Source organism: Thermincola ferriacetica, assembly GCF_001263415.1.
GTDB lineage: Bacteria > Bacillota > Thermincolia > Thermincolales > Thermincolaceae > Thermincola > Thermincola ferriacetica.
Genome location: NZ_LGTE01000021.1, coordinates 23,205 through 46,667, shown reverse-complemented (window position 1 = coordinate 46,667; position 23,463 = coordinate 23,205). Strand labels below are relative to the sequence as shown.

The following is a 23,463-nucleotide window of genomic DNA, read 5'->3' as shown; positions in this document are numbered from 1 at the left end:
CTACCTATGAGGGATTGAAACAATGGTCCGGTTTATTTTATCTGCAACCTCTTTATCCGTTTTTAGCCTACCTATGAGGGATTGAAACCAATTTTTTGATTTTGCATTTTATCATCCTCCTTGTGTGTTTTTAGCCTACCTATGAGGGATTGAAACAAATGAGCAGAAACATGTTTCCCACTCGCTTTATGCAGTTTTTAGCCTACCTATGAGGGATTGAAACTTGGCAAACCAGTATGGTCCAGTTATGGCACGATAAGTTTTTAGCCTACCTATGAGGGATTGAAACAGCAGGGAAGCTGACCGTTCTTGTTGGTGCTAGTCGGTTTTTAGCCTACCTATGAGGGATTGAAACTCAATTGTTTTGCCATTGTTATTCCCCCTCTTGGTCCGTTTTTAGCCTACCTATGAGGGATTGAAACCTTCCTCTTTGTCCTCTCTCGGACAACTTTCTTCTTGTGTTTTTAGCCTACCTATGAGGGATTGAAACATAAGTAAAGCATTAGAAATTTGGCATCATTTGATAAGTTTTTAGCCTACCTATGAGGGATTGAAACTTCCACCGGCAACTGTTTCCGTACCAAAGAAGAAGCGTTTTTAGCCTACCTATGAGGGATTGAAACACAGAAATTCTCACAAGGAAACAAGAAGAGAATATCCTGTTTTTAGCCTACCTATGAGGGATTGAAACCACTAACTGGGCCCCGTCGACATTCCATTTTTTGTCCATGGTTTTTAGCCTACCTATGAGGGATTGAAACAGTCAATCACGAACAACTCAGCCAGATAGATTTTTACTCCGTTTTTAGCCTACCTATGAGGGATTGAAACACACCGCCTATTACGAAATTTCCGCCGATAGCCCCGCGGTTTTTAGCCTACCTATGAGGGATTGAAACCCGAGATAGAAAAAAAAAGACCCGCTATTTCAGCGAGTTTTTAGCCTACCTATGAGGGATTGAAACCTGAATTTTCTCTCGCACACGAAATGGCGCATGTACTTGTTTTTAGCCTACCTATGAGGGATTGAAACGACAATAAAAAGTTTATTCCACTTCCCAAAAAGGAGTTTTTAGCCTACCTATGAGGGATTGAAACAGGGACAAGCTAGCCGAATGTGGGAAATATGTTATTTCGGTTTTTAGCCTACCTATAAGGGATTGAAACACTTCATCTACTTTTGTCTCAACAATACTCATGCGTTCGTTTTTAGCCTACCTATAAGGGATTGAAACAGATGACTGTAAATGTCAAAAACCATATCCCATCGTCCTGTTGACATATGTAATGGTATTTGATGAAAATAAAAACCATTTGTTTGGGATATGCCCTCTCTGCGGAACGACTCATACTACTAAAGGTCTTAAGCGTACCTGATAAGGAATTGAAAATCAAAAGGGGTTGAGGAAATGAATGACGATGTAAAGGAAAGGCTCATGAAAACCAAAAACACAGAAGAATTTTGGCAGATTATAAAAGAAGAATACCCGGGAGACAAATTGTCGATGTATTTTTTATGGGAGGAACTGGGCAAGGATGTATTTGGACATCTTACTAAGTTGATATTCCGTTATAACCCGGAATGAAGTTCATCCAATTTATCAGAAGTAGCTAGGGCAGGATTTGGGTTTTTAGCCTGTCTGCGAGGGATTGTAATATTGCAGGGAACGCCTCACATATAAGACGTTCGGGGACATCAATCAAATGGTTGTAGGTCATAAATGATTCAGCCGAAAAAATTGTCGCCCCGTCTACAAGGCGGGGCTTTTATGGTGCGAAAGGTTTATTTTTCTTACCCGGGCCAAAAGTGCCCTAAATGCCGGAAAACCGGTGACAGGATCAAGAACGGTATCATCGGTTAAAAGGTTTACATTGGCCTCGGCCCAGCCATGGGGAACATAGATCACTTGAGGATGTAGCTCCTCTGTTAACTTTGCCTTGAGCTCAATTCTTCCTCTCAGGGACTCAACGGCAATCAACTCTCCGTCTTTTATCTTTAGCTTTTCGGCTGTTTTTCTGTTCATTTCAACTAAGGGCTCATACGCCCGTTTACGGAATGAAGGCAGGTTACGGTAGCGGGAATGGATATAACTGAGAGCCCTCGCCCCGGTGCTGAGAATAAACGGATAATCTCTGGCAATTTCGGGCGTGGACCAGGGACTTTCACCAGGCTCGTGATATGTTGGCAGAGGATAATACCCGTGGTTTTCCAACTGTTTGGAATAGATTTCAACTTTTCCTGAGGGAGTATTAAATCCCTCTTCTTCATATTTTTTGTATTGCTTTTCCTGATAAATATAGCCGTTCGGACACTCAGCCAGTTGTTCAAAATCAAGGCCTAATGGTTTTAATCTAAAATTAATTGCTTCATACTCGGTTTTGGGTGAGAATTTCTGCCCGTATCCCAGCCTGGTGGTCAATTCTCGCCAAAAGGCCCAGTCAGTTATAACGTCTCCGACTGGTAGTGCTTTTTGAGCTATTCCCAACCTTGGGTCGCCTATTATGTAGGAATGGTCCCATATTTCATCGCGTTCCCAGAACGTTGCTGCAGGGAGAACCAGATCAGCAAGTTTAGCTGTTTCCGTCAGAAACAGGTCCATGACCGCCAGAAACTCTAATTTACCCAGTGCTCTTTTAACTTTTCCGGCGTCAGGCCAAGTTAAAACAGGATTACTTCCAACAACTATTAAACCTTTTATAGGGTATGGCCTGCCTTCGAGAATTGCTCTTGGATACAAGTTAGCCTGGGCACGATTAGTATATTTATGAAATAAGGGGAACTCTTCTTTGCCAATGGCCGGCTTTTCTGTTGCAGTTTCTACCAATACAGGAGACAATTTCGGCGGTGGGGTAAAGATAGCCCCTCCTGGTATGTCCAGGTTACCCGTTATTGCCTGTAACACAGACATGGCCCGTTCGGCCTGAAACCCGTTGGTGAGAAGTTCCGGTGCGATTCCGGAAGCAATACTGGCCGGTTTACAGGACGCATACATGCGGGCAGCCTTTCTGATTTTATCCGCCGGTACCCATGTAATCTTTGCCACTTCTTCCGGAGGATATTGCCGGATATGCTGAAGAAGCTCACTGAAACCAATGGTCCATTTGTCAACGAACTCACGGTCATAGAGATTTTCCCCGATGATTACGTTAAGCAGGCCAAGAGCCAGGGCTGTGTCAGTCCCAGGGCGAAGTTGGAGATGGAGGTCGGATTCTCTTGCCGTTGAGGTTGCCCTGGGGTCTACTACAATGAGCCCGGTCCCCTTTTTGCGTGCCTCGTTGATAATACGCTTCACCGGAGGATAGGATTCTTTTGGGTTGTACCCCCAGAGAATTACACATTTGCTGTTTGGCAGGTCCGGAACCGGCAGGCTGCCGCAGGTAATTTCATTGGCGATTAATTTGGAGAGGTAGCAGTGGCTCCCGCTCGTGGAAAAGTTCGGCGTTCCGAACAGCCTGCAAAACAGTTCCACATAAGGGGTGAATTCTTTTCTTACTCCTGCATGGCCAACGTGAACGGCCAGGGATTCTGCTCCATATTTGGCCTTAATATCTTTTAACTGCCGTGTGATCAGAGAGAAGGCTTCATCCCAGGATATTTCCCTAAACCGGCCCTTACCGTCTTTTTTCAGGGGATGCCGGAGCCGATCCGGGGCGTTTAAGATTTCCGGAATGAGCATTCCCTTTGCACAAATATACCCGTGACTGAGAGGATGCCCCTGCCGGCCTGAGGTTTTAATGAGCATATCTTTTTTTATGAAAAGATTAATCCCGCAGCTTCCGCCACAGTTTCCGTTGCACATGTCGCAGACTGACTGAGCTAACTTAACTTCTGGTATCCCCTCGCAGAGTTTAACTTGCCAATTATTATCGCCCATTTATTCGACTCCTTTTAACCAAAACATGCTTACTAGCCAGCCCTATTTACCAAGTGTTTCATGGGCCTTTTTAATAAACGACTGGTCGATTACTTCTTCAAAAGGCACCGGTTTGGTAATAAGACCGACATCCTTACAGAACCTCTCTACAGTTGCATATCCTTCTTTCGTAAAATAACCGTCGGGAGAGAGGGAACGCTTTACAGTATTGATTAACCTGGCATCGATTTTCCTTCCCGGGAAAAGCGGGGCAATCTTGGCAGCGACTTCTTCATCGGAATGATCAAATTGCCACTTCATAGCTTTCACCACGGCATTTACAAACTTTTGAACGGTTTCGGGATTTGTTTTAATAAAGTCATCAGTGACCTGAACAGTCATAGCCTCATATCTTTCCGAGCCAAATATTTTTTTGTGCTGTGGTGGGTCAGTGGCATCAACCAGGATATTTGCGCCAATGGCCGTAAATTCAGGGTACCTTGAGGCACGTACATAGGTACCGTCAATTTCCCCCTTGCTCAGGGCTGCTATTTCAGCGCCATACTCTAAATTGGCGAAGGTTACGTCTTTATCGGGGTCCAAACCGGCAGTTTTCAGTACAGCCCTGGCAAAGGCGTATGGTGCTGAACTCGGCATACCGGCAAAAATAACTTTGCCTTTGAGATCGCTGATTTTGTTAATGCCTTTTCGTGTGGCGAACATATAAGGCTGGTTATATGTAGTTGTTAAAATAACTTTTGTTTTTTTACCCTGCTCATAAGCCCTCAATACAGGTTCAAAACCAATGATACAAAACTGGGCATCTCCGCTGACTAATCCAAGTAGCGCCAAAGGCCCGTCTTTATATGTGACAAATTCTGCTTCCAGACCTTCCTCTTTAAAATAACCCAGTTGGTGGGCAAGATAGACAGGGAGCCAGTACTCGCCCCTGGTAGCTTCAGCTACTACAACTTTTTGGAGTTTTGGTTGTTTTTCAGTTGGCTCACCGGTGTTTGCCGTCGCCTTTGTTTGCCCTGCCGGTTGTTTAGCGCAACCCGCTAAAAAAGGCGTTATCAACATTAGCGCTGCTAGCACGGTGCTCAAAAGTACTTTGCGTCTCATTTAACCTGTCTCCTTTCTCCAAAATATTGTTGTTTAATTTATAGCCAAAGTTTAACTGCAGAATCACCTCCTATGAGATAGTATCGTAATCAACACGGGGACGCCATTTTAAAAGGCGTTTCTCCAGAATTTTTAACCCCGTGTTCAGGATCAGCCCGGTAAAGAGGAGTAATACTATACAGGACATTACCCGGTTGATCTGATACGTTCCGGTTGCATATTGAATCATCCATCCCAAGCCGGCGCTGGCACCTATATATTCCCCAACGATAGCCCCAAGCAGGGAAGCGCCCAGCCCTCCCCGGAGCCCTGCCAAAATCCAGGGGACGCACGAAGGCAAAACGACTTTTGTAAATAACTGAAGTTCATTTGCGCCCATTAACTTGACTGCTCCAACCAGGTTTGGGTCAACGCTTTTAATCCCTCCGTAGGTATTAAAGAAAACGAGATAAAAAACCATCAGGAGTGACAAGAAAACTTTGGATTCGATACCAAGCCCGAACCAGAGGACGAAAACGGGAGCCAGCGCCAGTTTGGGAATGCCGTAAAGAGCCGTAATAATCGGCTCAAAAATCTTTGCCAGTAACTCAATTCTCCCAAGGATAAACCCGCCGGCCATGCCCAAAAATGTGCCAATGGTCAAACCCAGGAATGCCTCTTTTAATGTAATGGTCAGATGTTTGCCAAGTTCCCCTGATATGAAGAGGTGTTTTAAATCTTTGAAAATCTGTGAGGGCTGACTGATATAAAATGGGTCAATTATTTTAAATTCAGCAACAAGTTCCCAGGCCAAAATCAACGTTATTACAAAAATAATTCTTAAGACAGTTGCTCTGACTTCCGGATTTGCACGTACAACGTTTTTCATGAAGACGCCTCATTTCTATAGGATTTCATTACTTCGTTACTTAAATCTCCCCAAATACGTTTATGAAGCTGAATAAATTGAGGAGTGAATTTGATCTCGGCCACAGATCTGGGGCGGGGCAATGATACCAGGTATTCGGCTTTCACAGTGGCCGGCCGGGCGCTCATCAAAATAACCCTGTCGGCAAGGGTTATCGCTTCGGCCAGGTCGTGGGTTACAAATAAGATGGTTTTTTTTGTTTCCTGCCATAATTTTAAGATGTCATCCATAAGCTCGTCTCTTGATTGAACATCCAGCCCGACAAAGGGCTCGTCCATAAATATTATCTCAGGGGCATAAGCCAGAGTCCTGATTATAATAGCTCTCTTCCTCATCCCGCCCGAAAGCTCAAAGGGGTAACTTTTTTCAAAACCGCCCAAACCGACCTGTTTAATCAACATGGCGGCAATTTCTCTTCTTTCTTTTTTGGCCATACCTCTGATTTCGAGTCCAAGTTCGACATTTTCCATTATCGTTCGCCAGGGAAGAAGGGTATCAGCCTGGGATATGTGGCCCCTTTTGACACTGGAACTCCTGCTGGGACTGCCGTTAATAAGAACCTGGCCGGTATCGGGTTCATAAAGTCCGGCCAAAACATTTAGCAGGGTGCTCTTACCGCAGCCGCTTGGACCGACAATGGCAACAAATTCGTGTTTCCTGACAGACAGACCGACATCTTTGAGAGCCTCGATTTGTTTGCCGTTCTGAGTGTGAAAAAATTTGTTTATATCTTGTGCGCACAGTATCACCTGCTTCATCCTTTCAAGAACGAATTTGCCGTATCAACATAATTGTATATAAAAACTATATATGTGACCAATAAAAGTTTTCTATCAAAGGTCGCATAGAGATAATTAATTCTTATCCATTGTTGCCGGTTCTAAGTCCTCTCCCTTGCGCATAGTTATTTCCCTGTGAAAAACTATTGGGGGGAGGGAAGAAGGACGCGCAGGTTCAGTTGTGTTCTGCTGGCTTTGTTTTTATTGTGCTCATTGCCGGGTCCGGTATTTGCCACTGAAGCAAAAAAGATAATTATCAACAAGAAGGTTAACAAGCTGGCTTATCTGGAAAACGGCCAAGTGAGCAAGATTTTTCCGGTGGCCACGGGGCGCACGCCGGACCTCACGCCTGAAGGTTCTTTCCGGGTGGTCCGTAAAGTGGTCAATCCATATTACAATAAGTTAAAAATACCCGGTGGCAGTCCCAGAAATCCGCTGGGCGCCCGCTGGCTGGGGATTGATGCACGCGGCACCTCGGGCGGAACTTACGGTATTCACGGAACGAATAACCCGAAATCCATCGGGAAATATGCTTCCGGCGGCTGCATCAGGATGTTTAACCAGGATGTTATTTGGCTTTATGAACGGACGCCCATTGGGACGCCGGTGGAAATTATCAACAGAGACTGGGACCTGGAAGGAGACGGGTTACAGAAGTTTGTTGAACTTGTGGTTAACGGAAAGACCGTTGCTCAGGACGGGGAAGGCAGAGCCTATTTGGAAGATAACAGAGTAATGGTTCCCATCCGGACGCTGGCAGAGGCGTTGGACGCTGTAATAACATGGGATGCCGGGAAAAAAGAGGTTACCGTGCAGCAAGGGGAGACGCAGATATGTTTTGTTGTGAACAGCAGGGAAATAACGGTTAACGGTATCCCAAAAATAATAGATAAACCTGTGATTATGAAGCACGGCAGGGCTTTTGTCCATGTCAGGGTCCTGGCCGAGGCTTTTGGCTATGGGGTAACATGGGATGAAAATAACTGTACGGTTGTACTGACGAAACCATAACCAGACAAAAGCACAGCCCGGCGGGCTGTGCTTTATCTGGTTCCGGTTTTTTTCGTTTTTCTGAGAGATTTCAGATACTGTTCGTAAAGCTTTAAGTGTTTTTCAATCTCTTTAACCAATTCCTTCTTTTTCATCTGTGACCTCCCGACCGTTCTTATTATAAGTATAGACATCATACAGAGGTTTTAGACTTTGGCCGGGAGGTGACTTAGGAAACTTTATTTTTTCAAGTGATAGGGAACAGAACTGATCACTATATCTTTGCGCATGAGCAGGAGGAACTTCAGCCACATGCCTGTTTGATTGTGCAGGAAATAATGCCACCATTTCCGGGGCACAAATTCGGGGATGAGCACAGTGACTTTATCGTTTTCTCCGGCCCGGGCTTCCACCCTATCGATAAACCGCAGCAAAGGCCCGAAGATAGAACGGTAAGGAGAAGGAATAACCAGCAAATCTACGCCAAAGTTCCATTTCTTCCACTCTTCTTTTAATCGACCGGCTCCTTCTTCACTGATGCAAATGTGAACAGGAATTATATTATCCGTCATGGATTTGGCGTATTCGATGGTATTGATCACAACTTTGTTTATATTGGCGATGGGCACGATAATAATGGGATTAAGTTTACGGTAACATGCACAGCCGTTGGGGTCCAGTTCGGCAGTGATTTCAGAATAATGCCGGTGTATTTTTAGAAATGTCAGGACAAGCACTGGGATAATGATAATAACGACCCAGGCCCCATACAGAAACTTTGTGCGGGCGATAATTACGACCGCTATGCTGGTGGCCAGTGCGCCGAGCCCATTAATCAGCGCGTGATTTACCCAGCCTTTTTCCTTGGTTTTTAGCCAGTGTACGACCATGCCGCTTTGGGAAAGGGTAAAAGAGAGGAAGACTCCTACGGCATACAAAGGAATTAAGGCATGGGTAGAACCGCCGAATATAATTACCAGTATGGCTGACAGGAACCCAAGGGTGATAATGCCGTTGGAAAATACTAATTTATCCCCGCGCATGGCCATAAACCTGGGCATAAACCCATCTTTGGCCAAAAGAGAAGCCAATCGGGGAAAATCGGCAAAACTGGTGTTGGCGGCCAGGACCAAAATAGCCGTTGTACTGGCCTGGATCAGGAAATAAAGCGGCGAACGGCCAAAGATGGCAGCGGCAATTTGCGACACCACTGTCTGGTCATGAACGGGTACAATCCCGAAAAACCTGGCCAGGAGCGTAATTCCAACAAACATGGTCATCAGGATACTACCCATCCAAACCAGGGTTATCCCGGCATTTTTTGACTCTGGTGGCCGGAAAGCAGGCACTCCGTTGCTGATTGCTTCCACGCCGGTCAGAGCAGAGCAACCTGAAGAAAAGGCCCTGAGAATAAGGTACAGGGTAACACCCTGCGCCGGCCCCGCAGTCGCCATGGCGTGAGTCGGAACATAAGAACCGGTAAAATATTTGATGAGCCCCGCAAAAATCATAATGTATATACTGAAAACGAAAATATAAGTCGGTACTGCAAATATGGTGGCTGATTCTTTCATTCCCCTGAGGTTGGCCAGGGTAACCAGGGCTATGAAAAAGAGGCAGATGGCTACCCTGTATTCAAGAAGTGCAGGGAAGGCAGATGTAATGGCCGCTACTCCTGCTGAAATACTTACGGCCACGGTAAGGACATAATCAGTCAATAAAGCTGCGGCTGCCACCAATCCTGGGGCGGTACCAAGGTTATCCTTGGCTACTATATAAGCCCCGCCTCCGTTCGGATATGCATAAATAGTCTGGCGATAGGAGGTTATGAGTATAACCAGTAACGCCGAAATAACCAGAGCTACCGGCAAAGACAAACGCAGGGCGGCAGTGCCTGCCGTAACCAATACCATTAAAATTTCTTCCGTGGCGTAAGCAACGGAGGATAAAGCATCAGAAGAAAAAACTGCCAAAGCCCTGGCTTTGCCCAGACGTTCCTGCATCAGCCTGGAAGTGCGCAATGGCCGGCCCAACAAAAATTTTTTGGTTGCCCGAAAAACAGCCGTTGTCATAATAAACACCTCGAAACAAAAAAATAAAACCCAGGGTTTTCCTGGGAGATGGACAGACGGGCAGAAAATACCTGTTTATCACGCCTCCCTTTCAACGCTTACGAGGTTAGCTGCCGGGTTCGGGTCGAAAGAGTAACCCTACTCAATAGAGATTCACCCCTGTGTAAATGGGTCCCCCGTTCCTTATCGGATTCAGCGCATTAAGCAGTGCTTTTTTCTGATAACAATATTACTCCTTTTATGCCGGAATGTATATGGCTGTTTTCAGCTTTAAAGAGAGTTGACGGTCCGTGCAGGGCTATGGTAAAGCGTGGGTGAATCAGGACACAATCAATTAAAATATTTCATCATTTAGCTAATGCAATCTTGCCTTTTATTGGTCTGCCATTATTTGCATAAAAAGTGAATATTTTTAGTCTTTTTTGTAAACAATTTAAAAGCGATAATATTGTTAAGGAGAACTTCTTCATTCTCCTAAAATCCCCAAAACATGGGCCGCCTTTTAAGGCGGTCATTTTTTTGCGCCAAAAAGACAAAAACTTTCAACGGCGACATAAAACGACAAGTTTTTTACGGACTTTTAAATATAATTAAAAATTAGAGTAGTAGTGTTATGTTAAGTCCGATAGAAAAAATACCGGCAATTATGTATTTAAAATTGGGAGGATTGGAGAGGATTATTATGGAAATTGATTTGAAAAGAAAAGAAATAATGTTGATAATAATTATAGTGTTGGCGCTGGTTTTCGGACTGGGATACCGCCTGGCCGGTTCCGGGCTGACAAACCCATATGAAACGGTGATGACTGAAACCGATGAGGAAAATGATGCTGCGGATGAGGGAAGAGGAGCAGCTAAAACCGCGGAAGCCGGGCAGAAAGGAGAAAGCCCGGAGGAAGACCGGGTTGCCCAAATGGTTTACTTTCATATCGTGGGCGCAGTGAATAAGCCCGGATTATACTGGCTGCCGCAGGGGGCGCGAGTTGCCGACGCCGTCCGCTTGGCTATCCCCAGTTCCAGGGCTGACCTGAACGCATTAAACCTGGCCGAGTTGGTTGTTGACCAACAAAAAATTTATGTGCCCAGACAGGGAGAGGTTAACCGTTTTACTTCCGCGCAACCGCCGGTTGCTTCCCCCGGTTCCGGTGTTCGACCCGCAGGTCCCACGGGGAAGGTCAATATTAATACCGCTTCCGCCAAAGAATTGGACAGTCTGCCCGGCATAGGACCCGCTTTGGCGGAAAGAATTATCGAATACCGGCAAAGTAACGGTGGCTTTAAAAACATCAGTGATTTAAAGAAGGTGTCGGGTATTGGCGACCAGAAATTTGCCAAGCTGAAGGATCTAATTACCATATGACGATGCCGGTTGAATATTCGAGGTATCTGCTATGAAAAAGGTTTTTGTCCATTATACGGCATGTTTTATTTTAGGTATTATCACTGCCACTTACCTGCCCCTGCCCAGGGGCCTTTTGATTTCAGGTTTAATTTTATCTACTGCGCTGGTCCTGTTTAACAAGTTTTTTTCCTGGCGCAAAACTTCTGTTTATATTTTGCTGGCCTTTGTTTTTCTGGGGGCTTTGCGGCAGCATTATGCTCTTGACCGGCTGGCAACTGCCGACCGTTATCTGGTGAACAAAAATATAGAAGTTTGCGGTATGATTTGCGAGGAACCGGTGGTAAGGGAAAATACGACAGATTACATCTTCAAAATCAATGAGCTGAAGGGAGGAAATAAAGATACTGAAAAAATCAGCGCAAAAATATTGGTAAGGCTCCGGAACACCCCTGTTCCGGCTACCGCGGCAAAGAGCCGCAAAGTCCACAGGTATGGGGAAATACTATGTGTTCGGGGAGTTCTCGAATCTCCGCCGCCACCTTCGAATCCGGGGCAGTTTGACTATCGGAGCTACTGCCGGCAGCAGGGTATCAGCGGGATCATGTATCCCGAAAAGGTGACCACCGTTGGTATGGGCCGGAAAACCGTAGCCGGCGTAGTTACCGGGGGAGCAATAAAAATAAAAGAAAAACTGCGCGATATAGCCCTTCGTTCTTTACCGCAACAGGATTATTATGTAGTAGATGGATTGTTGTTTGGCGGCGCCGGTAATTTAAACGGGGATTTTAAAACCGACCTACAAAAAACCGGGGTAATTCATGTTTTATCTGTTTCCGGGTTTCATGTCGGCCTGGTCATGGCCGGAACGCAGGTTTTGCTCCGTTGTTTGCGGATTAGAAAGAAACGGGTTCATATTTTGGTTGCGTTGGCAGTTTTGTTCTTATACACATTGATGACGGGATGGCGCCCTTCGGTACTACGGGCGGCGGTAATGGCCTGTCTGCCGTTGGTGGGCAGTGTTCTGGGCAGGAAAAGCAGTTGGCCGGTTTCTTTAAGCGCCGCATGTATGCTGCTGATGATGTGGAACCCGGCCAATCTCTTTACCACAGGAGCGCAACTTTCCTTTGCCGCCACCTGGGGCATATTATATCTGACATCGCCCATTAAAAACCTGATTGGATTTATGCCTGCGGCTTTAAGAGGTTCCCTGGCGGTAATATGTGCTGCCCAGATTAGTACGATGCCTTTGTTAATTTATTATTTTAATTATCTGCCTCTTTTTTCAGTTCTGGCCAATCTCCTGGTTGTTCCGCTCATTACATTAATTATTTTGTTGGCCTGCACGTCACTGACGGTTGGCTTGCTTTTTTTACCCGGCGCTGTATTGCTGAATACAGGGACTTCCTGTTTGTTACAGGTTGTCAGGTGGATAGTCTGGATCGTCGGCCAGTTGCCCGTAGCTGTTTATAACATACAAAGCCCCCGCCTCTGGGAATTGGTGATTTGGTACGGGATACTTGTGTTATTGGGCGCCCTCTATTGGGAAAGATTGCTTTACTTGCGGGTTTTATGGATTTACAAACGAAACCGCAGGAGTGCAGTCACGTTGGCTTTATTTCTTATGTGCATTTTTGTCTGGTTCGGCGTAATCTTGCCTGCCAAGCGATTAAACGTCACTTTCCTGGATGTGGGCGAAGCGGATTGCGCTGTGGTTATCGGCCCACGCAGGTATGTGCTTGTCATTGATACAGGAGGAAGTTTGGGGTTGAAAAAATCCTTCGACCCGGGCAGGACGGTTTTGACGCCATATTTGCGCAGTATGGGTGTGCAGCAGGTAGACCTGCTGGTTTTATCTCACTTCCACCGGGACCACATAGGAGGAATCGCCGGATTGGCCGGCGAATTTACTATAAAGCAGGTTTTGGTGCCCGGAGAGTGGGAAGATTCAGAAGAGGCTCGCCAGGTATTTGCTTTGCTGAAAAGGAAGCACATTCCCTTCATCAATGCCGGGCGGCTGAAGCAAATTGTTTTGGAACCCGGGTTGCAACTGAGGATATTGGGGCCGCCTCGGAAGAACTTCGAAAACACTGTATCCGATGTCAACAACAATTCACTGGTACTGAAATTGACATATGGCCAAGTTACCTACTTGTTTCCGGGGGATATCCAGCAGGAGGCCATAGATTATTACTGTAGTGAAGCTGCAGAAGCGGAAGTAGGTACGTTAACAGCTACCGTATTAAAAGTACCGCACCATGGCAGTAAAGGCTCTTTTGATTCCCGCTTCTACGATAAAACAAGACCGCATATTGCAGTGGTTTCTGTCGGACCGAATTATTTCGGCCACCCTGACCGACGAGTTATTGAAGAATTGAAACAAAGGGGCGCCATGGTTTACCGTACCGACCGTACCGGAGCGGTTACCTGCCTGAGCGACGGAAAAAGTATAAGGGTTTCTGCGTTTCGGAAGGAGGGCATGGATTGAGCTACCAAGCTTTGATGAACAGTCTGAAAAGGAAGGTTGTTTTACCCGTTTATCTCTTTTGGGGAGAAGAAACTTTTTTGCTGGAAGAGGTGTTGGCAAAATTCAAATATCAACTTATTCCTCCTGATGTCAGGGATTTTAACATGGATGTGGTAGAGGGCAAAAATGTTTCTCCTGAAGACATCGTCAGACTTGCTACGACGCTGCCGTTTATGTCTGATAAACGGGTTGTGATAATAGAAAATGCGGACCTTTTTAAAGCGCAGAAAAAAACCGGTGAAAAAAGCGACCAGGCCAAAAGTCAGGAAGAGTTGCTGATAGAATATTGTAAACAACCGCTGGACACAACCTGCCTTATATTTACTTCCGACAGCGTGGACCGGAAAAAGAAGCTTTTTAAGGCCGTTCAGGAAACAGGTATGGCGGTGGAATTTACGCCTCTGAAAGATACTGAATTAAACGATTGGGTTGAAAACAGGATCAACGGGATGGGGAAAAACATAGAAACCGAAGCCGTTGACGAACTGGTGGCGGCAGTGGGCAGCAATCTAAGAATGTTGGATGCGGAACTCCGGAAGCTTTTTAATTATACAGGGGAAAGAAAGGTTATTAACAGGGAAGATGTTCTCCAGTTAGTCAGCAAAACTACGAATTTAAGCATTTTTGAACTTGTTGATGCTGTCGGTGAGCGGAATTCCCAAAAGGCCATTCAGTTGATGAGGGAAATGATTATTTACGGGGAGCCGCCCGTGAGGCTTTTGTTTATGGTGGCCAAGCATTTCCGGACACTTTTGCAGGCGAAAACGCTGTACTTGACCGGTTATGCCGAGAAACAGGTAGCCACTCAACTGCAGATTCACCCCTACGTGGCCCGGAAATGTGTCCGGCAGTCGAAAAACTTTAGCCGGGAAGAACTGGAACAGGCCCTGGAAAAAATCCTTGAGACGGATATTTCAATTAAAACCAGCTACCGCGAACCCGTCCTTGCCCTGGAACTTCTTTTCGTAAATCTCTGCCGACAGGAAAGGGCAATATAAAAAGCATGTCCGCATGGACATGCTTTTTATTAACCTTGCACCTTTTGTAATTTCTTGACCAATCTGGACTTTTTTCTGGCAGCGGAATTTTTATGTAAAACGCCCTTAGTGACTGCCTTATCAAGGGCCGAAATGGCAACAGTCAACTTAGCCTTAGCTTCATCGATATTAGCGTTTTCCAAAGCATTTTCAAACTTGCGGATAGCTGTTTTAACAGAAGACTTGATGGCGCTGTTCCGTAAAGTCCTTTTTTTGGTGATTTCTACCCTTTTCATAGCAGATTTAATATTTGGCATGGGCTTCACCTCCTTAAAAGAACGCTTATCCTATCGAAATTTATAATTTCCTTGAATAACACACTACATTTTACCACGTGGTAAATAAAAAAGCAAGGGCAAAAACGTATAGACATAATTTTTTTGGAGAATTATATTCCTGAAAAGCTTTATAGGAGGTGAAGAATATGCAGAGTTGGATAGGCTTCATTGTCAGGTTTATTGTTTCCGGGTTAGTATTGTTGCTGGTTGCAGCCTTACTGCCGGGAATTAAGGTGGCAGGGTTTACCGGAGCTTTGATTGCCGCAGCAGTCATAGCTATTATAGGTTTCCTGATTGAGCGTATCATGGGCGATAAAATTTCACCACAGGGCAGGGGCATTGTTGGCTTTATTACATCTGCTGTGGTTATTTACCTGGCCCAATACATTGTTCCTGCTTATTTAAGTGTAAGCATCATCGGCGCGCTGTTGACAGCCTTTGTGGTAGGACTCATCGATGCATTTGTGCCTACTTTGTTAAGATAGAAGAAAGGTCTTCACAAATCTGTTTCTGCAATAAAAAAGTTATTTTTGGAATAACCGAAAGCACATAAGGTCCAAATCACCTAAGTGGCGATGGCTGTTGCGAGGTCTGTGCCGGTGGTTTGGGCCTTTCACTTGTGGTATCGGCCTGGCTTTTAGTTATTTTTCGTCGTTGAGCAAAGAAACGATGACATCGGCTATGAGGGAGGCAGAGTTTAAAGCCTCTTCTTTAGTGTTGTTTAAGCTACCAATTTCCAGCAGGAGAGCGGAGGTGCTGTATTGTTGGTTGTAACGCCCCTTTTTGACTGATATCCCGCGGGATAGCCCCGGATACAGTTCATCCATTTTAGCCGCAAGTTTTCTGGCCAAGGCCAGGTTTTCCCTCCATCTAGGGTGTTCAGCCCGGGCATCGGTGCCTACAACAATTAATACTTTGGCACAACTTTTCCCGTTGATTTGCACCTGGGTACGCTCACGGGGCAGAGAACTGTCACGGTGAATATCAAAGAGCATACGCAGAGATTTATTGTTGGCCAGCAAGTCTTTTACCGTTTTCTGGGACTCCACATATGATTTATTGAATGCGGTATCGTGAATTTTATCGGAGTAGATTGTTGGGATTTTATATTTATCTTGTATTTTTTGCGCGATAGATTTTGCTACCTCCATAACGGCTCCCGCTTTTCCTTTAACATGGGCGATGCCTTCCGTCAGTTGGTATGTTTCGCTGGAATGAGTACAGTAGAAGGCTACCAGCGGCGAATCTGCGCGGATGTCATTTTTTATTTTCTGTTCCTCTGCTTGCGGGTTGGGGTGGGGCGGGTCGGTTATTGAATCAGGTTCGGCATCGTCCAGATTGTCCTGCTCAATTGGAATCATGTTCATTACCGGGACTTCGGCTTGCAGAAAGTTCACCGGGTCATCAAGTTTTATGCCTGTCAAAACAAACAGGAAAAAATTAAAAGGATTCCATTGGGTGTGGTGCAAGTTACCGTCGTCGCTGGCTTCTTTAAGAGCCGGTATGTTGGAAAAAAGCAGGTTTTTCAGCGTTGCGCTGTTTAATTTATTTACCAGTGGCAGTCCTTTGCTAACAGTGTCACTGTTTAAATTTTTGAACACCGGAGCTACCATGGCATTGGTATCCGAAAGAAACCGGGAACCTAATCCGGCGAAAAAGATAACGACAATTAATAAATATATGCCCATACTTTTTAGTAGAGGGGATATTCTCCTTAAAGAATGAGCTCGCAAGGGGACCACTCCTAAACTTTTGGGTACTTTAATTTATATGCTTGTTTCATTTTTTTATACTTCAGCTAGGTCTTTTCTCTTTTTCTGGTCCCTTTTATGGACCTAAGATTTAGACAAAAGTTTGGGAAACGGCTGGGTGGGTAAACTAAATTATGTAGAAAAATTCTGCGTCATGGAAAACCCTATATTGGAGGAATCGCTGATGGATCGGACCAAGATGTTCATTTTTATTCTGGCAGGTTTTATTTTGATTTTACTGGGCGTAAATAAAGCCTACCGGGCCAATCTGGCAATGACGGGAGCTACGGAGATTCCGCAGCCTGTTACCTGGAACCTTCGGGAGGAAACAGTTACTGTGTCAGTATTTGGTGACAACTTCGGTATTAGAGACCCGGAGGGAAAGGCTATATTTTACCTCAAATACTGGGACGACCGGGCGAATAGCCTTTGGAACCGGTCGCTCATCAAAGCTGAGCAACTTTACAACAACGCCCGGGAAAAGGCTACGGAAGTTACCTGTAGGTTCCATGCTTACCTTGACCGTTAATCATGCAACTTTTCAATAATTCTTCTTTCCGGCGCATCCCAAAAGTGGTATATTAAATAAAGGTATAACAAGGGGAGATGAAAGGAGATTATTCATGTCAACAGGGAAAACAGTAGCCAAGGCGGCAGGTATGCTGATGGTGGCAATGCTGGTATCCAGGGTCCTCGGTTACGTAAGGGAAATAGCCCTGACTTCCAAGTTTGGACAAACTTCGGTAACAGACGCTTACATAGCTGCTTTTACGGTCCCGGATTTACTTTATAACCTGCTGGTAGGGGGAGTGTTAAGTTCAGCCTTTATTCCTGTTTTCTCCAGTTACGTGGCCCGAAACGAGGAAAAGGATGCCTGGGAGGTAGCCAGCACTGTTATAAATCTGGTGGTCATAGTCATGACCGTGGGCATTGTTTGCGGCATGATTTTCACTCGCCAATTGGTTCCCCTGGTTGCATACAAGTTTAAAGGGGAGACCCTTGATTTGACGGTGAAGCTTACGCGCATTATGTTTCCGGCCTTTTTATTGTTGGGCTTAAACGGGCTGATGATGGGGATATTGAATTCCTACCAGCATTTCAAAGCTCCGGCTTTTGGCGCCATTATTTACAACCTGTCTATTATTGTTTTCGGACTGGCTTTGGCTCATAAATTTGGTATAGCTGCTTTTGCTATCGGTGTTGTGGCCGGCCACATAGGTAATTTCCTGGTCCAACTGCCTGTTTTGGTGAGAAAGGGTTTACGGTATAAACCGGTATTAAACTTGCGGCACCCCGGTGTCAAGCGGTTGTTTGTCCTTATGCTTCCCGCAGTGCTGGGGTTGGCGGCGAACCAGATAAACCTTATAATTAACCAAAACCTGGCATCCGGTTTATCTGACGGCAGTATCACGGCATTGCGGATGGCCAACCGTTTAATGTGGTTGCCCCTGGGCGTTTTTGCCGGTTCGATTGGCGTAGCTATTTTTCCCACCATGACGGCTCAGGTGGCCAGGAATGAAATTTCCGAGTTCAAAAAGACTCTTTCTCTTGGCATAAGGTCCATTTTCCTCATTATTATCCCGGCGGCTACCGGTTTAATGGTTCTCAGTATGCCGATAGTCAGGCTGCTTTTTGAACAGGGGAAATTCGGACCCGATGCTACTGAAAGGACTGCTTATGCGCTGATTTTTTATTGCATTGGGCTTTTTGCCCAGTCAGCTATTCTCGTCATAACAAGGGCTTTTTACGCTATACATAACACTCTGATCCCGCTGCTCGTCGCTTGTGTTACTATTGTTGTAAACTACCTGCTTAACGTTACCCTGATGGGGCCGATGGCTGAGGGAGGTCTGGCGCTGGCTTATTCCCTGAGCGGGATATTCAATATGCTGGTACTGATGATTCTGTTGAGGAAAAAAATTGGTCCGTTAGGGGCGAGGAGTATCCTGCGTTCTTTTGTTCTCATTGTACTGGCCTCTGCTGTTATGGGAGCTGCAGCTTATGGAGCTGCGTACTATTCAGGTTCCGTTCTGGACACGGCACAGAAAGTAAATCAAATGATTCAGGTGGGCATGGCCATTGTAGTTGGTTTAGCTGCCTATGTTGGCGTAACTTTTCTTTTAAAACTGGAAGAAGCCGACATGGTTTTGGGTATAATTAAAAGGAAGGTAAAAAGAGCCGCTTAACATAGGTAGGAGGTAATTGTCATTGTACTATTCAACGCATTTGGTAGTCGGAGCAACCATCGGAATTACTACCGGTCATCCGCTAAAGGCTTTTATTGCCGGGTTGGCCAGCCACATTATAATGGACCTGATTCCTCACCGTGACCATGAAAAAGTAATAAACTGCTTAATAGATGTAATGGGCGGCAGCTTATTATTTGCTTTATGGTTTTTTGCTTACCGGCCGGGTCTCAGTTGCCTGGTGGGGTCAGTGGCCGGTGTTCTCCCGGATATAGAAATACCGTTGTATTATTATAGGCTAATTTCCAAAAGGTATTTTCCTTCTCATTCCGGTTGGATACCCCATCGCAAAGCGGGTGGCCGGTTTGGATTACTGGTTCAACTGCTGACGATAGTGGGGATGGGTATTTGGGTAATAAGTTGATAGGTCTTACCTCAGGTGCTATAATTAAAAAGTTAAGATCTACGCAGTGATTTGGAGGAAATGTTAATGGGAGAGGATAAGAAACACCACTTTACCCGTAATTTTTCCATTATTGCCCATATTGACCACGGCAAATCCACATTGGCCGACAGGTTGCTGGAGTATACGGGCACCCTGTCGCAGCGGGAAATGGCCGACCAGGTTTTGGACCAAATGGACCTTGAACGGGAACGGGGGATAACTATTAAAGCCCAGGCCGTGAGACTTACATATCCGGCTAAAGACGGCAATGTTTATACCTTAAACCTGATCGATACTCCCGGACATGTTGACTTTACTTATGAAGTATCCCGTAGCCTGGCTGCCTGCGAGGGAGCCCTGTTGGTAGTGGATGCGGCTCAGGGAATTGAGGCTCAGACCCTGGCCAATGTGTACCTTGCTTTGGAACATGATTTGGAAATTATTCCGGTTATCAATAAAATCGACTTGCCCAGTGCGGAACCGGAGAGGGTCAAAAAGGAGATCGAAGAGGTTATCGGCCTCGATGCCAGTGACGCGATTCTGGCATCTGCCAAGGAAGGTATCGGGGTTGAGGAGATTCTCGAACGGATTGTCCGGCAGGTTCCGCCGCCGAAGGGCGATGCTGCGGCGCCGTTAAAAGCCCTGATTTTTGACTCCCATTATGACCCTTATAAAGGAGTTATTGTTTACATCAGGGTAGTGGACGGGTCTATCCGCCCGGGTATGAAAATAAAAATGATGGCTACCGGCAAGACCTTCGAGGTAAACGAAGTGGGGATTTTCAAGCCCTATATGACACAGGTAGACCGGTTATCCGTCGGTGATGTGGGTTTTATTGCCGCCAGTATCAAGAATGTGAAGGATACCCGGGTCGGTGATACGGTTACCGAAGCCGACAGGCCTGCTGATAAGCCCTTGCCAGGGTACAAGAAGATTACACCCATGGTTTTCTGTGGTCTGTATCCGATTGACGGGGCTGATTACGACGATTTGCGGGATGCCTTGGAAAAACTGAAACTTAACGATGCTTCACTGATTTTTGAACCCGAAAATTCGGTGGCGCTGGGATTCGGTTTTCGCCTGGGTTTTCTGGGGCTGCTGCATATGGAAATAATCCAGGAACGCCTGGAGCGGGAATATGGTTTAAATCTGATTACCACAGCGCCCAGTGTAATATTTAAGGTACACAAAACTAACGGCGAAGTTATTGATGTGGACAATCCGACCAACCTACCGCCGCCCCAAAACATCGCCAAAATGGAAGAACCTTATGTGAAGGCTACTGTTATGGTACCGAACACCTACGTTGGTTCGGTGATGGAACTGGCCCAGGAGAAACGGGGCACCTTTATCAATATGGAATACCTTAGCGAAAACAGGGTCATGCTTCATTATGAACTCCCTCTTATTGAGATTATTTACGATTTCTTTGACTTGTTAAAATCACGGACAAAGGGTTACGCCTCTTTTGATTACGAATTTTCCGGCTATAAGGAATCGGACCTGGTCAAACTGGACATTCTGGTCGGCGGCGAAGTAGTTGACGCTCTGTCTTCAATAGTACACAAGGACCGGGCTTACCAAAGAGGAAGACAACTGGCGGAAAAACTTAAGGAATTAATTCCGCGGCACATGTTTGAAATTCCTATTCAGGCCGCCATAGGAAACAAGATTATCGCTCGCGAAACGGTAAAAGCTCTGCGGAAGAACGTGCTGGCCAAATGTTACGGCGGTGACATTACCCGGAAACGAAAGCTCTTGGAAAAGCAGAAAGAGGGTAAAAAACGCATGAAGCAGGTGGGCAACGTGGAGATTCCGCAGGAAGCATTTATGGCTGTACTGAAGCTTGAATAGAACTTTCGGCAAGGTGTTAAATTATGGCAATAGGCCTTTATATTCATGTACCGTTCTGTGTAAAAAAATGTAATTACTGTGATTTTATATCTTATCCTTATGACGCAGGTTTGACTGCGTCATATGTTTCTGCGTTGTTAAAAGAAATTGAGCTGTACGGGCAACAACTGTCCGGAAAAGATAAAGAGCTGGCTTCTGTTTATATAGGGGGGGGAACCCCTTCGCTGTTGTCTGTACCCCAGTTGGAAGCCGTTTTTGGCAATTTAGGAAGGTTTTTTGATTATGTCCCCGGGGCGGAGGTCACTGTTGAAGCCAATCCCGGCACTTTGGACCGGGAAAAACTGAATAACTGGAAAGCTTTTGGCTGCAACCGGTTAAGCATTGGTATGCAATCGATGAATGACAGCCTGTTGCGGTTTCTGGGCAGAATACACCGGGCCGATGAAGCCGCCCATGCTTTTTACCTGGCCAGGGAAGCAGGTTTTGACAATATAAATATAGATCTGATTTTTGGCATTCCGGGGCAGGGGATGCATGACTGGTCGGATACATTGCGGCGGGTGCTGGAACTCGGGCCGGAACACATTTCTGCCTACGGACTGAAGATAGAAGAGGGGACCCCTTTGGCCAGGCTACAGGCAGAGGGGCAACTGCCCCCGGGCGACGAAGACCTGGAAGTGGAAATGTATTTTCATACCATAGATACTTTAAGGGCGGCAGGATACGAGCATTATGAAATCTCCAATTTCTGCCGCCCGGGGAAGGCCTCTGCCCATAACCTGAGGTACTGGGCCAACAAGGAATACCTGGGCCTTGGGCCGGCGGCCCATTCTTACTTGCACGGCGTGCGTTTTTCCAACAGACCCGGCCTTAACGAGTATTGTACTGCCTTGAATGATGGGTTGCTGCCTGTTGCAGAGCGGAATCCTGTTGACCGGCACGGGGAAATTTCTGAGACAATTTTTCTGGGTTTGCGCTTGATTAATGGGCTGAATTTGAAGGATTTTCGGCAGCGTTTTGGTCAAAGCATTGAAGAATTGTTTCCGGCTGCTTTGGATAAACTAGAACGGTTAGGACTGGTAGAAAAGAGGGATGTTTTTTTGCGCCTGACCAGGAAAGGATTGCCCTTAGCCAATGAAGTTTTTGCCGAATTTGTCTAAATTGCCGGTCTTTGGTTACTTCTTGACAAAGGGGGCTTTCGATGGTATTTTTTAATTAGATATTTTAGCACTCAACGGGTTAGAGTGCTAACAAACTGGGGTGAATGTGATGCTTGATGAGCGGAAAAAACAGATTTTACTGGCTATCATTCAAGATTACATTGCTACTGCCGAACCTATCGGTTCACGGACTATAGCCCGTAAATATAAGCTCGGCGTCAGCCCCGCTACCATCAGAAACGAAATGGCTGACCTGGAAGAGCTTGGATATATAGAACAGCCCCACACTTCTGCAGGCAGAGTCCCGTCAGATTTAGGGTACCGTTACTATGTGGACTGCCTGATGAAAAAGAGCAAACTTACTAAGAACGAAAAAGATGCAATTACCCGGGGGCTTGCGACCAGGGTGAACGAAGTGGCCCAGGTAATAGAACAAACCAACCGGATTTTGTCCTCGCTGACCAATTATACTACCGTAGTACTGGGCCCGAACACTGGAGGCGCTATAAAGCATGTGCAAATTATACCCCTGGAGGGCGGGAAAGCCCTGGTTGTGGTTGTTACTTCCGTCGGTGTGGTCCGCAATCGGATGATAGACATTGCAGAGAGCTTAACGCCGGCTGATCTGGAGCATATCAGCAGGGTACTCAATGCTAAACTGCAAGGCCTGACCCTGGAAAGCATAAAAATGACCCTAATACGGGAAATTTACTCCGAACTGGCCAAAAATGAGCATATTTTTGATGCGGCCATGGATTTACTGCAGGGGACCTTAGACCTTAATTCGGAAGAAAAGGTGTATTTGGCCGGGACTCTGAACATTTTTAACCAGCCGGAATTTAGGGATATAAATAAGGTCAAAACCCTGCTCAGCCTGTTAGAACAGGATTCCTTACTGAGAAACCTTCTCAAGGAGTCCAGTAAAAATGAAGCCGGCGTTACTATAAAAATCGGCGGCGAGAATGAGCTTGAAGGCTTTAAAGAGTGCAGTATGATTACAGCCTCTTACCAGATCGAGGGGGAGGTTGTTGGAGCTATCGGTCTCATCGGGCCGACGCGCATGCATTATGATAAGGCAGTTGCCATGGTGGAATTTGTCACCCAGTACCTGTCTGAGGTACTGCATGATTATTACAAGAAAAGATAAAGAGTTATGTAGTCA

At 45.9% G+C, this 23,463-nt stretch carries 19 protein-coding genes, 1 CRISPR repeat array and 1 riboswitch (1 of these 21 cut by a window edge); of the genes, 12 read left to right on the top strand and 7 right to left on the bottom strand.

Annotated features, from left to right (window positions below):
• Positions 1–1,235: direct repeats of the CRISPR family, unit length 30 nt; unit sequence GTTTTTAGCCTACCTATGAGGGATTGAAAC (it extends 2,022 nt beyond the left edge of the window).
• A 174-nt stretch (positions 1,236–1,409) separates the two neighbouring features.
• The gene (locus Tfer_RS16615) at positions 1,410–1,586 is read left to right on the top strand and encodes a hypothetical protein (protein WP_013121309.1); all 177 of its coding nucleotides are present in this window, start codon (positions 1,410–1,412) and stop codon (positions 1,584–1,586) included.
• A gap of 165 nt (positions 1,587–1,751) precedes the next feature.
• On the opposite strand, the gene Tfer_RS12275 is transcribed toward Tfer_RS16615, so the two are convergent.
• The 4 genes from Tfer_RS12275 to Tfer_RS12260 form a co-directional block, all read right to left on the bottom strand.
• Positions 1,752–3,875 carry a molybdopterin-containing oxidoreductase family protein gene (locus tag Tfer_RS12275; RefSeq protein WP_052218653.1) on the bottom strand — a complete coding sequence of 708 codons (2,124 nt, stop codon included), beginning with the start codon at positions 3,873–3,875 and terminating at the stop codon, positions 1,752–1,754.
• 42 nt (positions 3,876–3,917) lie between these two features.
• Entirely contained in the window at positions 3,918–4,976 is a 1,059-nt protein-coding gene (locus Tfer_RS12270) for an ABC transporter substrate-binding protein (protein WP_052218652.1), read from the bottom strand.
• A 70-nt stretch (positions 4,977–5,046) separates the two neighbouring features.
• Positions 5,047–5,844, bottom strand: a complete 798-nt coding sequence (locus Tfer_RS12265) for an ABC transporter permease (protein WP_052218651.1) — start codon at positions 5,842–5,844, stop codon at positions 5,047–5,049.
• A complete protein-coding gene (locus Tfer_RS12260) occupies positions 5,841–6,641 on the bottom strand; it encodes an ABC transporter ATP-binding protein (protein WP_052218650.1) in 801 nt (266 codons plus the stop codon). Before Tfer_RS12260 ends, Tfer_RS12265 begins: the two co-directional genes overlap by 4 nt.
• A gap of 225 nt (positions 6,642–6,866) precedes the next feature.
• Between Tfer_RS12260 and Tfer_RS16105 the strand changes: the two genes are divergently transcribed.
• Positions 6,867–7,673, top strand: coding sequence for a L,D-transpeptidase family protein (locus tag Tfer_RS16105; protein ID WP_200901036.1), 807 nt, complete (start codon positions 6,867–6,869; stop codon positions 7,671–7,673).
• A 218-nt stretch (positions 7,674–7,891) separates the two neighbouring features.
• Here the strand turns inward: Tfer_RS16105 and Tfer_RS12250 are convergent, their stop codons facing one another.
• Positions 7,892–9,724: an APC family permease gene (locus Tfer_RS12250; protein WP_052218649.1), complete on the bottom strand. Its 1,833-nt coding sequence runs from the start codon at positions 9,722–9,724 to the stop codon at positions 7,892–7,894.
• Between the two features lie 79 nt (positions 9,725–9,803).
• Positions 9,804–9,932: riboswitch (cyclic di-AMP (ydaO/yuaA leader) on the bottom strand.
• Positions 9,933–10,406: 474 nt separating this feature from the next.
• Here Tfer_RS12250 and Tfer_RS12245 point away from each other — a divergent pair.
• The 3 genes from Tfer_RS12245 to holA are packed head-to-tail and all read left to right on the top strand — an operon-like array spanning position 10,407 to position 14,588.
• Entirely contained in the window at positions 10,407–11,084 is a 678-nt protein-coding gene (locus Tfer_RS12245) for a helix-hairpin-helix domain-containing protein (protein WP_083436941.1), read from the top strand.
• 31 nt (positions 11,085–11,115) lie between these two features.
• Positions 11,116–13,551 carry a DNA internalization-related competence protein ComEC/Rec2 gene (locus Tfer_RS12240; RefSeq protein ID WP_052218647.1) on the top strand — a complete coding sequence of 812 codons (2,436 nt, stop codon included), beginning with the start codon at positions 11,116–11,118 and terminating at the stop codon, positions 13,549–13,551.
• Entirely contained in the window at positions 13,548–14,588 is a 1,041-nt protein-coding gene (gene holA, locus Tfer_RS12235; RefSeq protein WP_052218646.1) for a DNA polymerase III subunit delta, read from the top strand. The genes Tfer_RS12240 and holA overlap by 4 nt, the downstream gene beginning before the upstream one ends.
• Before the next feature lie 29 nt (positions 14,589–14,617).
• Here the strand turns inward: holA and rpsT are convergent, their stop codons facing one another.
• On the bottom strand, positions 14,618–14,884 hold the full coding sequence (gene rpsT, locus Tfer_RS12230) for a 30S ribosomal protein S20 (RefSeq protein WP_013121298.1): 267 nt from the start codon (positions 14,882–14,884) through the stop codon (positions 14,618–14,620).
• Positions 14,885–15,051: 167 nt separating this feature from the next.
• Between rpsT and Tfer_RS12225 the strand changes: the two genes are divergently transcribed.
• Positions 15,052–15,390, top strand: coding sequence for a phage holin family protein (locus tag Tfer_RS12225; protein WP_013121297.1), 339 nt, complete (start codon positions 15,052–15,054; stop codon positions 15,388–15,390).
• A 156-nt stretch (positions 15,391–15,546) separates the two neighbouring features.
• Here the strand turns inward: Tfer_RS12225 and spoIIP are convergent, their stop codons facing one another.
• The gene (gene spoIIP, locus Tfer_RS12220) at positions 15,547–16,638 is read right to left on the bottom strand and encodes a stage II sporulation protein P (RefSeq protein ID WP_152909050.1); all 1,092 of its coding nucleotides are present in this window, start codon (positions 16,636–16,638) and stop codon (positions 15,547–15,549) included.
• 202 nt (positions 16,639–16,840) lie between these two features.
• Between spoIIP and Tfer_RS12215 the strand changes: the two genes are divergently transcribed.
• The 6 genes from Tfer_RS12215 to hrcA all read left to right on the top strand — a co-directional run bounded on the left by Tfer_RS12215 (position 16,841) and on the right by hrcA (position 23,448).
• Entirely contained in the window at positions 16,841–17,185 is a 345-nt protein-coding gene (locus Tfer_RS12215; protein WP_152909049.1) for a hypothetical protein, read from the top strand.
• A 94-nt stretch (positions 17,186–17,279) separates the two neighbouring features.
• Positions 17,280–18,842 (top strand): murein biosynthesis integral membrane protein MurJ, encoded by a 1,563-nt coding sequence (gene murJ, locus Tfer_RS12210; protein WP_052218643.1) that lies wholly within the window; start codon positions 17,280–17,282, stop codon positions 18,840–18,842.
• A gap of 22 nt (positions 18,843–18,864) precedes the next feature.
• Positions 18,865–19,266 (top strand): hypothetical protein, encoded by a 402-nt coding sequence (locus Tfer_RS12205; protein ID WP_052218642.1) that lies wholly within the window; start codon positions 18,865–18,867, stop codon positions 19,264–19,266.
• Between the two features lie 66 nt (positions 19,267–19,332).
• Positions 19,333–21,141 (top strand): translation elongation factor 4, encoded by a 1,809-nt coding sequence (gene lepA / locus Tfer_RS12200; protein WP_013121292.1) that lies wholly within the window; start codon positions 19,333–19,335, stop codon positions 21,139–21,141.
• 23 nt (positions 21,142–21,164) lie between these two features.
• Positions 21,165–22,301, top strand: a complete 1,137-nt coding sequence (hemW, locus tag Tfer_RS12195) for a radical SAM family heme chaperone HemW (RefSeq protein WP_052218641.1) — start codon at positions 21,165–21,167, stop codon at positions 22,299–22,301.
• Between the two features lie 106 nt (positions 22,302–22,407).
• On the top strand, positions 22,408–23,448 hold the full coding sequence (gene hrcA, locus Tfer_RS12190; RefSeq protein WP_041587802.1) for a heat-inducible transcriptional repressor HrcA: 1,041 nt from the start codon (positions 22,408–22,410) through the stop codon (positions 23,446–23,448).
• Positions 23,449–23,463: the final 15 nt, after the last annotated feature.

What these genes read in the sequence shown, in the direction of transcription:
- murJ (WP_052218643.1), top strand. Translation starts at nt 17,280, where the DNA reads ATGTCAACAGGGAAAACAGTAGCCAAGGCGGCAGGTATGCTGATGGTG.
- rpsT (WP_013121298.1), bottom strand. Translation starts at nt 14,884, where the DNA reads ATGCCAAATATTAAATCTGCTATGAAAAGGGTAGAAATCACCAAAAAA.
- Tfer_RS12225 (WP_013121297.1), top strand. Translation starts at nt 15,052, where the DNA reads ATGCAGAGTTGGATAGGCTTCATTGTCAGGTTTATTGTTTCCGGGTTA.
- Tfer_RS12240 (WP_052218647.1), top strand. Translation starts at nt 11,116, where the DNA reads ATGAAAAAGGTTTTTGTCCATTATACGGCATGTTTTATTTTAGGTATT.
- hemW (WP_052218641.1), top strand. Translation starts at nt 21,165, where the DNA reads ATGGCAATAGGCCTTTATATTCATGTACCGTTCTGTGTAAAAAAATGT.
- Tfer_RS12245 (WP_083436941.1), top strand. Translation starts at nt 10,407, where the DNA reads ATGGAAATTGATTTGAAAAGAAAAGAAATAATGTTGATAATAATTATA.
- Tfer_RS12260 (WP_052218650.1), bottom strand. Translation starts at nt 6,641, where the DNA reads ATGAAGCAGGTGATACTGTGCGCACAAGATATAAACAAATTTTTTCAC.
- Tfer_RS12270 (WP_052218652.1), bottom strand. Translation starts at nt 4,976, where the DNA reads ATGAGACGCAAAGTACTTTTGAGCACCGTGCTAGCAGCGCTAATGTTG.
- Tfer_RS12250 (WP_052218649.1), bottom strand. Translation starts at nt 9,724, where the DNA reads ATGACAACGGCTGTTTTTCGGGCAACCAAAAAATTTTTGTTGGGCCGG.
- Tfer_RS12215 (WP_152909049.1), top strand. Translation starts at nt 16,841, where the DNA reads ATGGATCGGACCAAGATGTTCATTTTTATTCTGGCAGGTTTTATTTTG.
- Tfer_RS12275 (WP_052218653.1), bottom strand. Translation starts at nt 3,875, where the DNA reads ATGGGCGATAATAATTGGCAAGTTAAACTCTGCGAGGGGATACCAGAA.
- lepA (WP_013121292.1), top strand. Translation starts at nt 19,333, where the DNA reads ATGGGAGAGGATAAGAAACACCACTTTACCCGTAATTTTTCCATTATT.
- Tfer_RS16615 (WP_013121309.1), top strand. Translation starts at nt 1,410, where the DNA reads ATGAATGACGATGTAAAGGAAAGGCTCATGAAAACCAAAAACACAGAA.
- Tfer_RS12265 (WP_052218651.1), bottom strand. Translation starts at nt 5,844, where the DNA reads ATGAAAAACGTTGTACGTGCAAATCCGGAAGTCAGAGCAACTGTCTTA.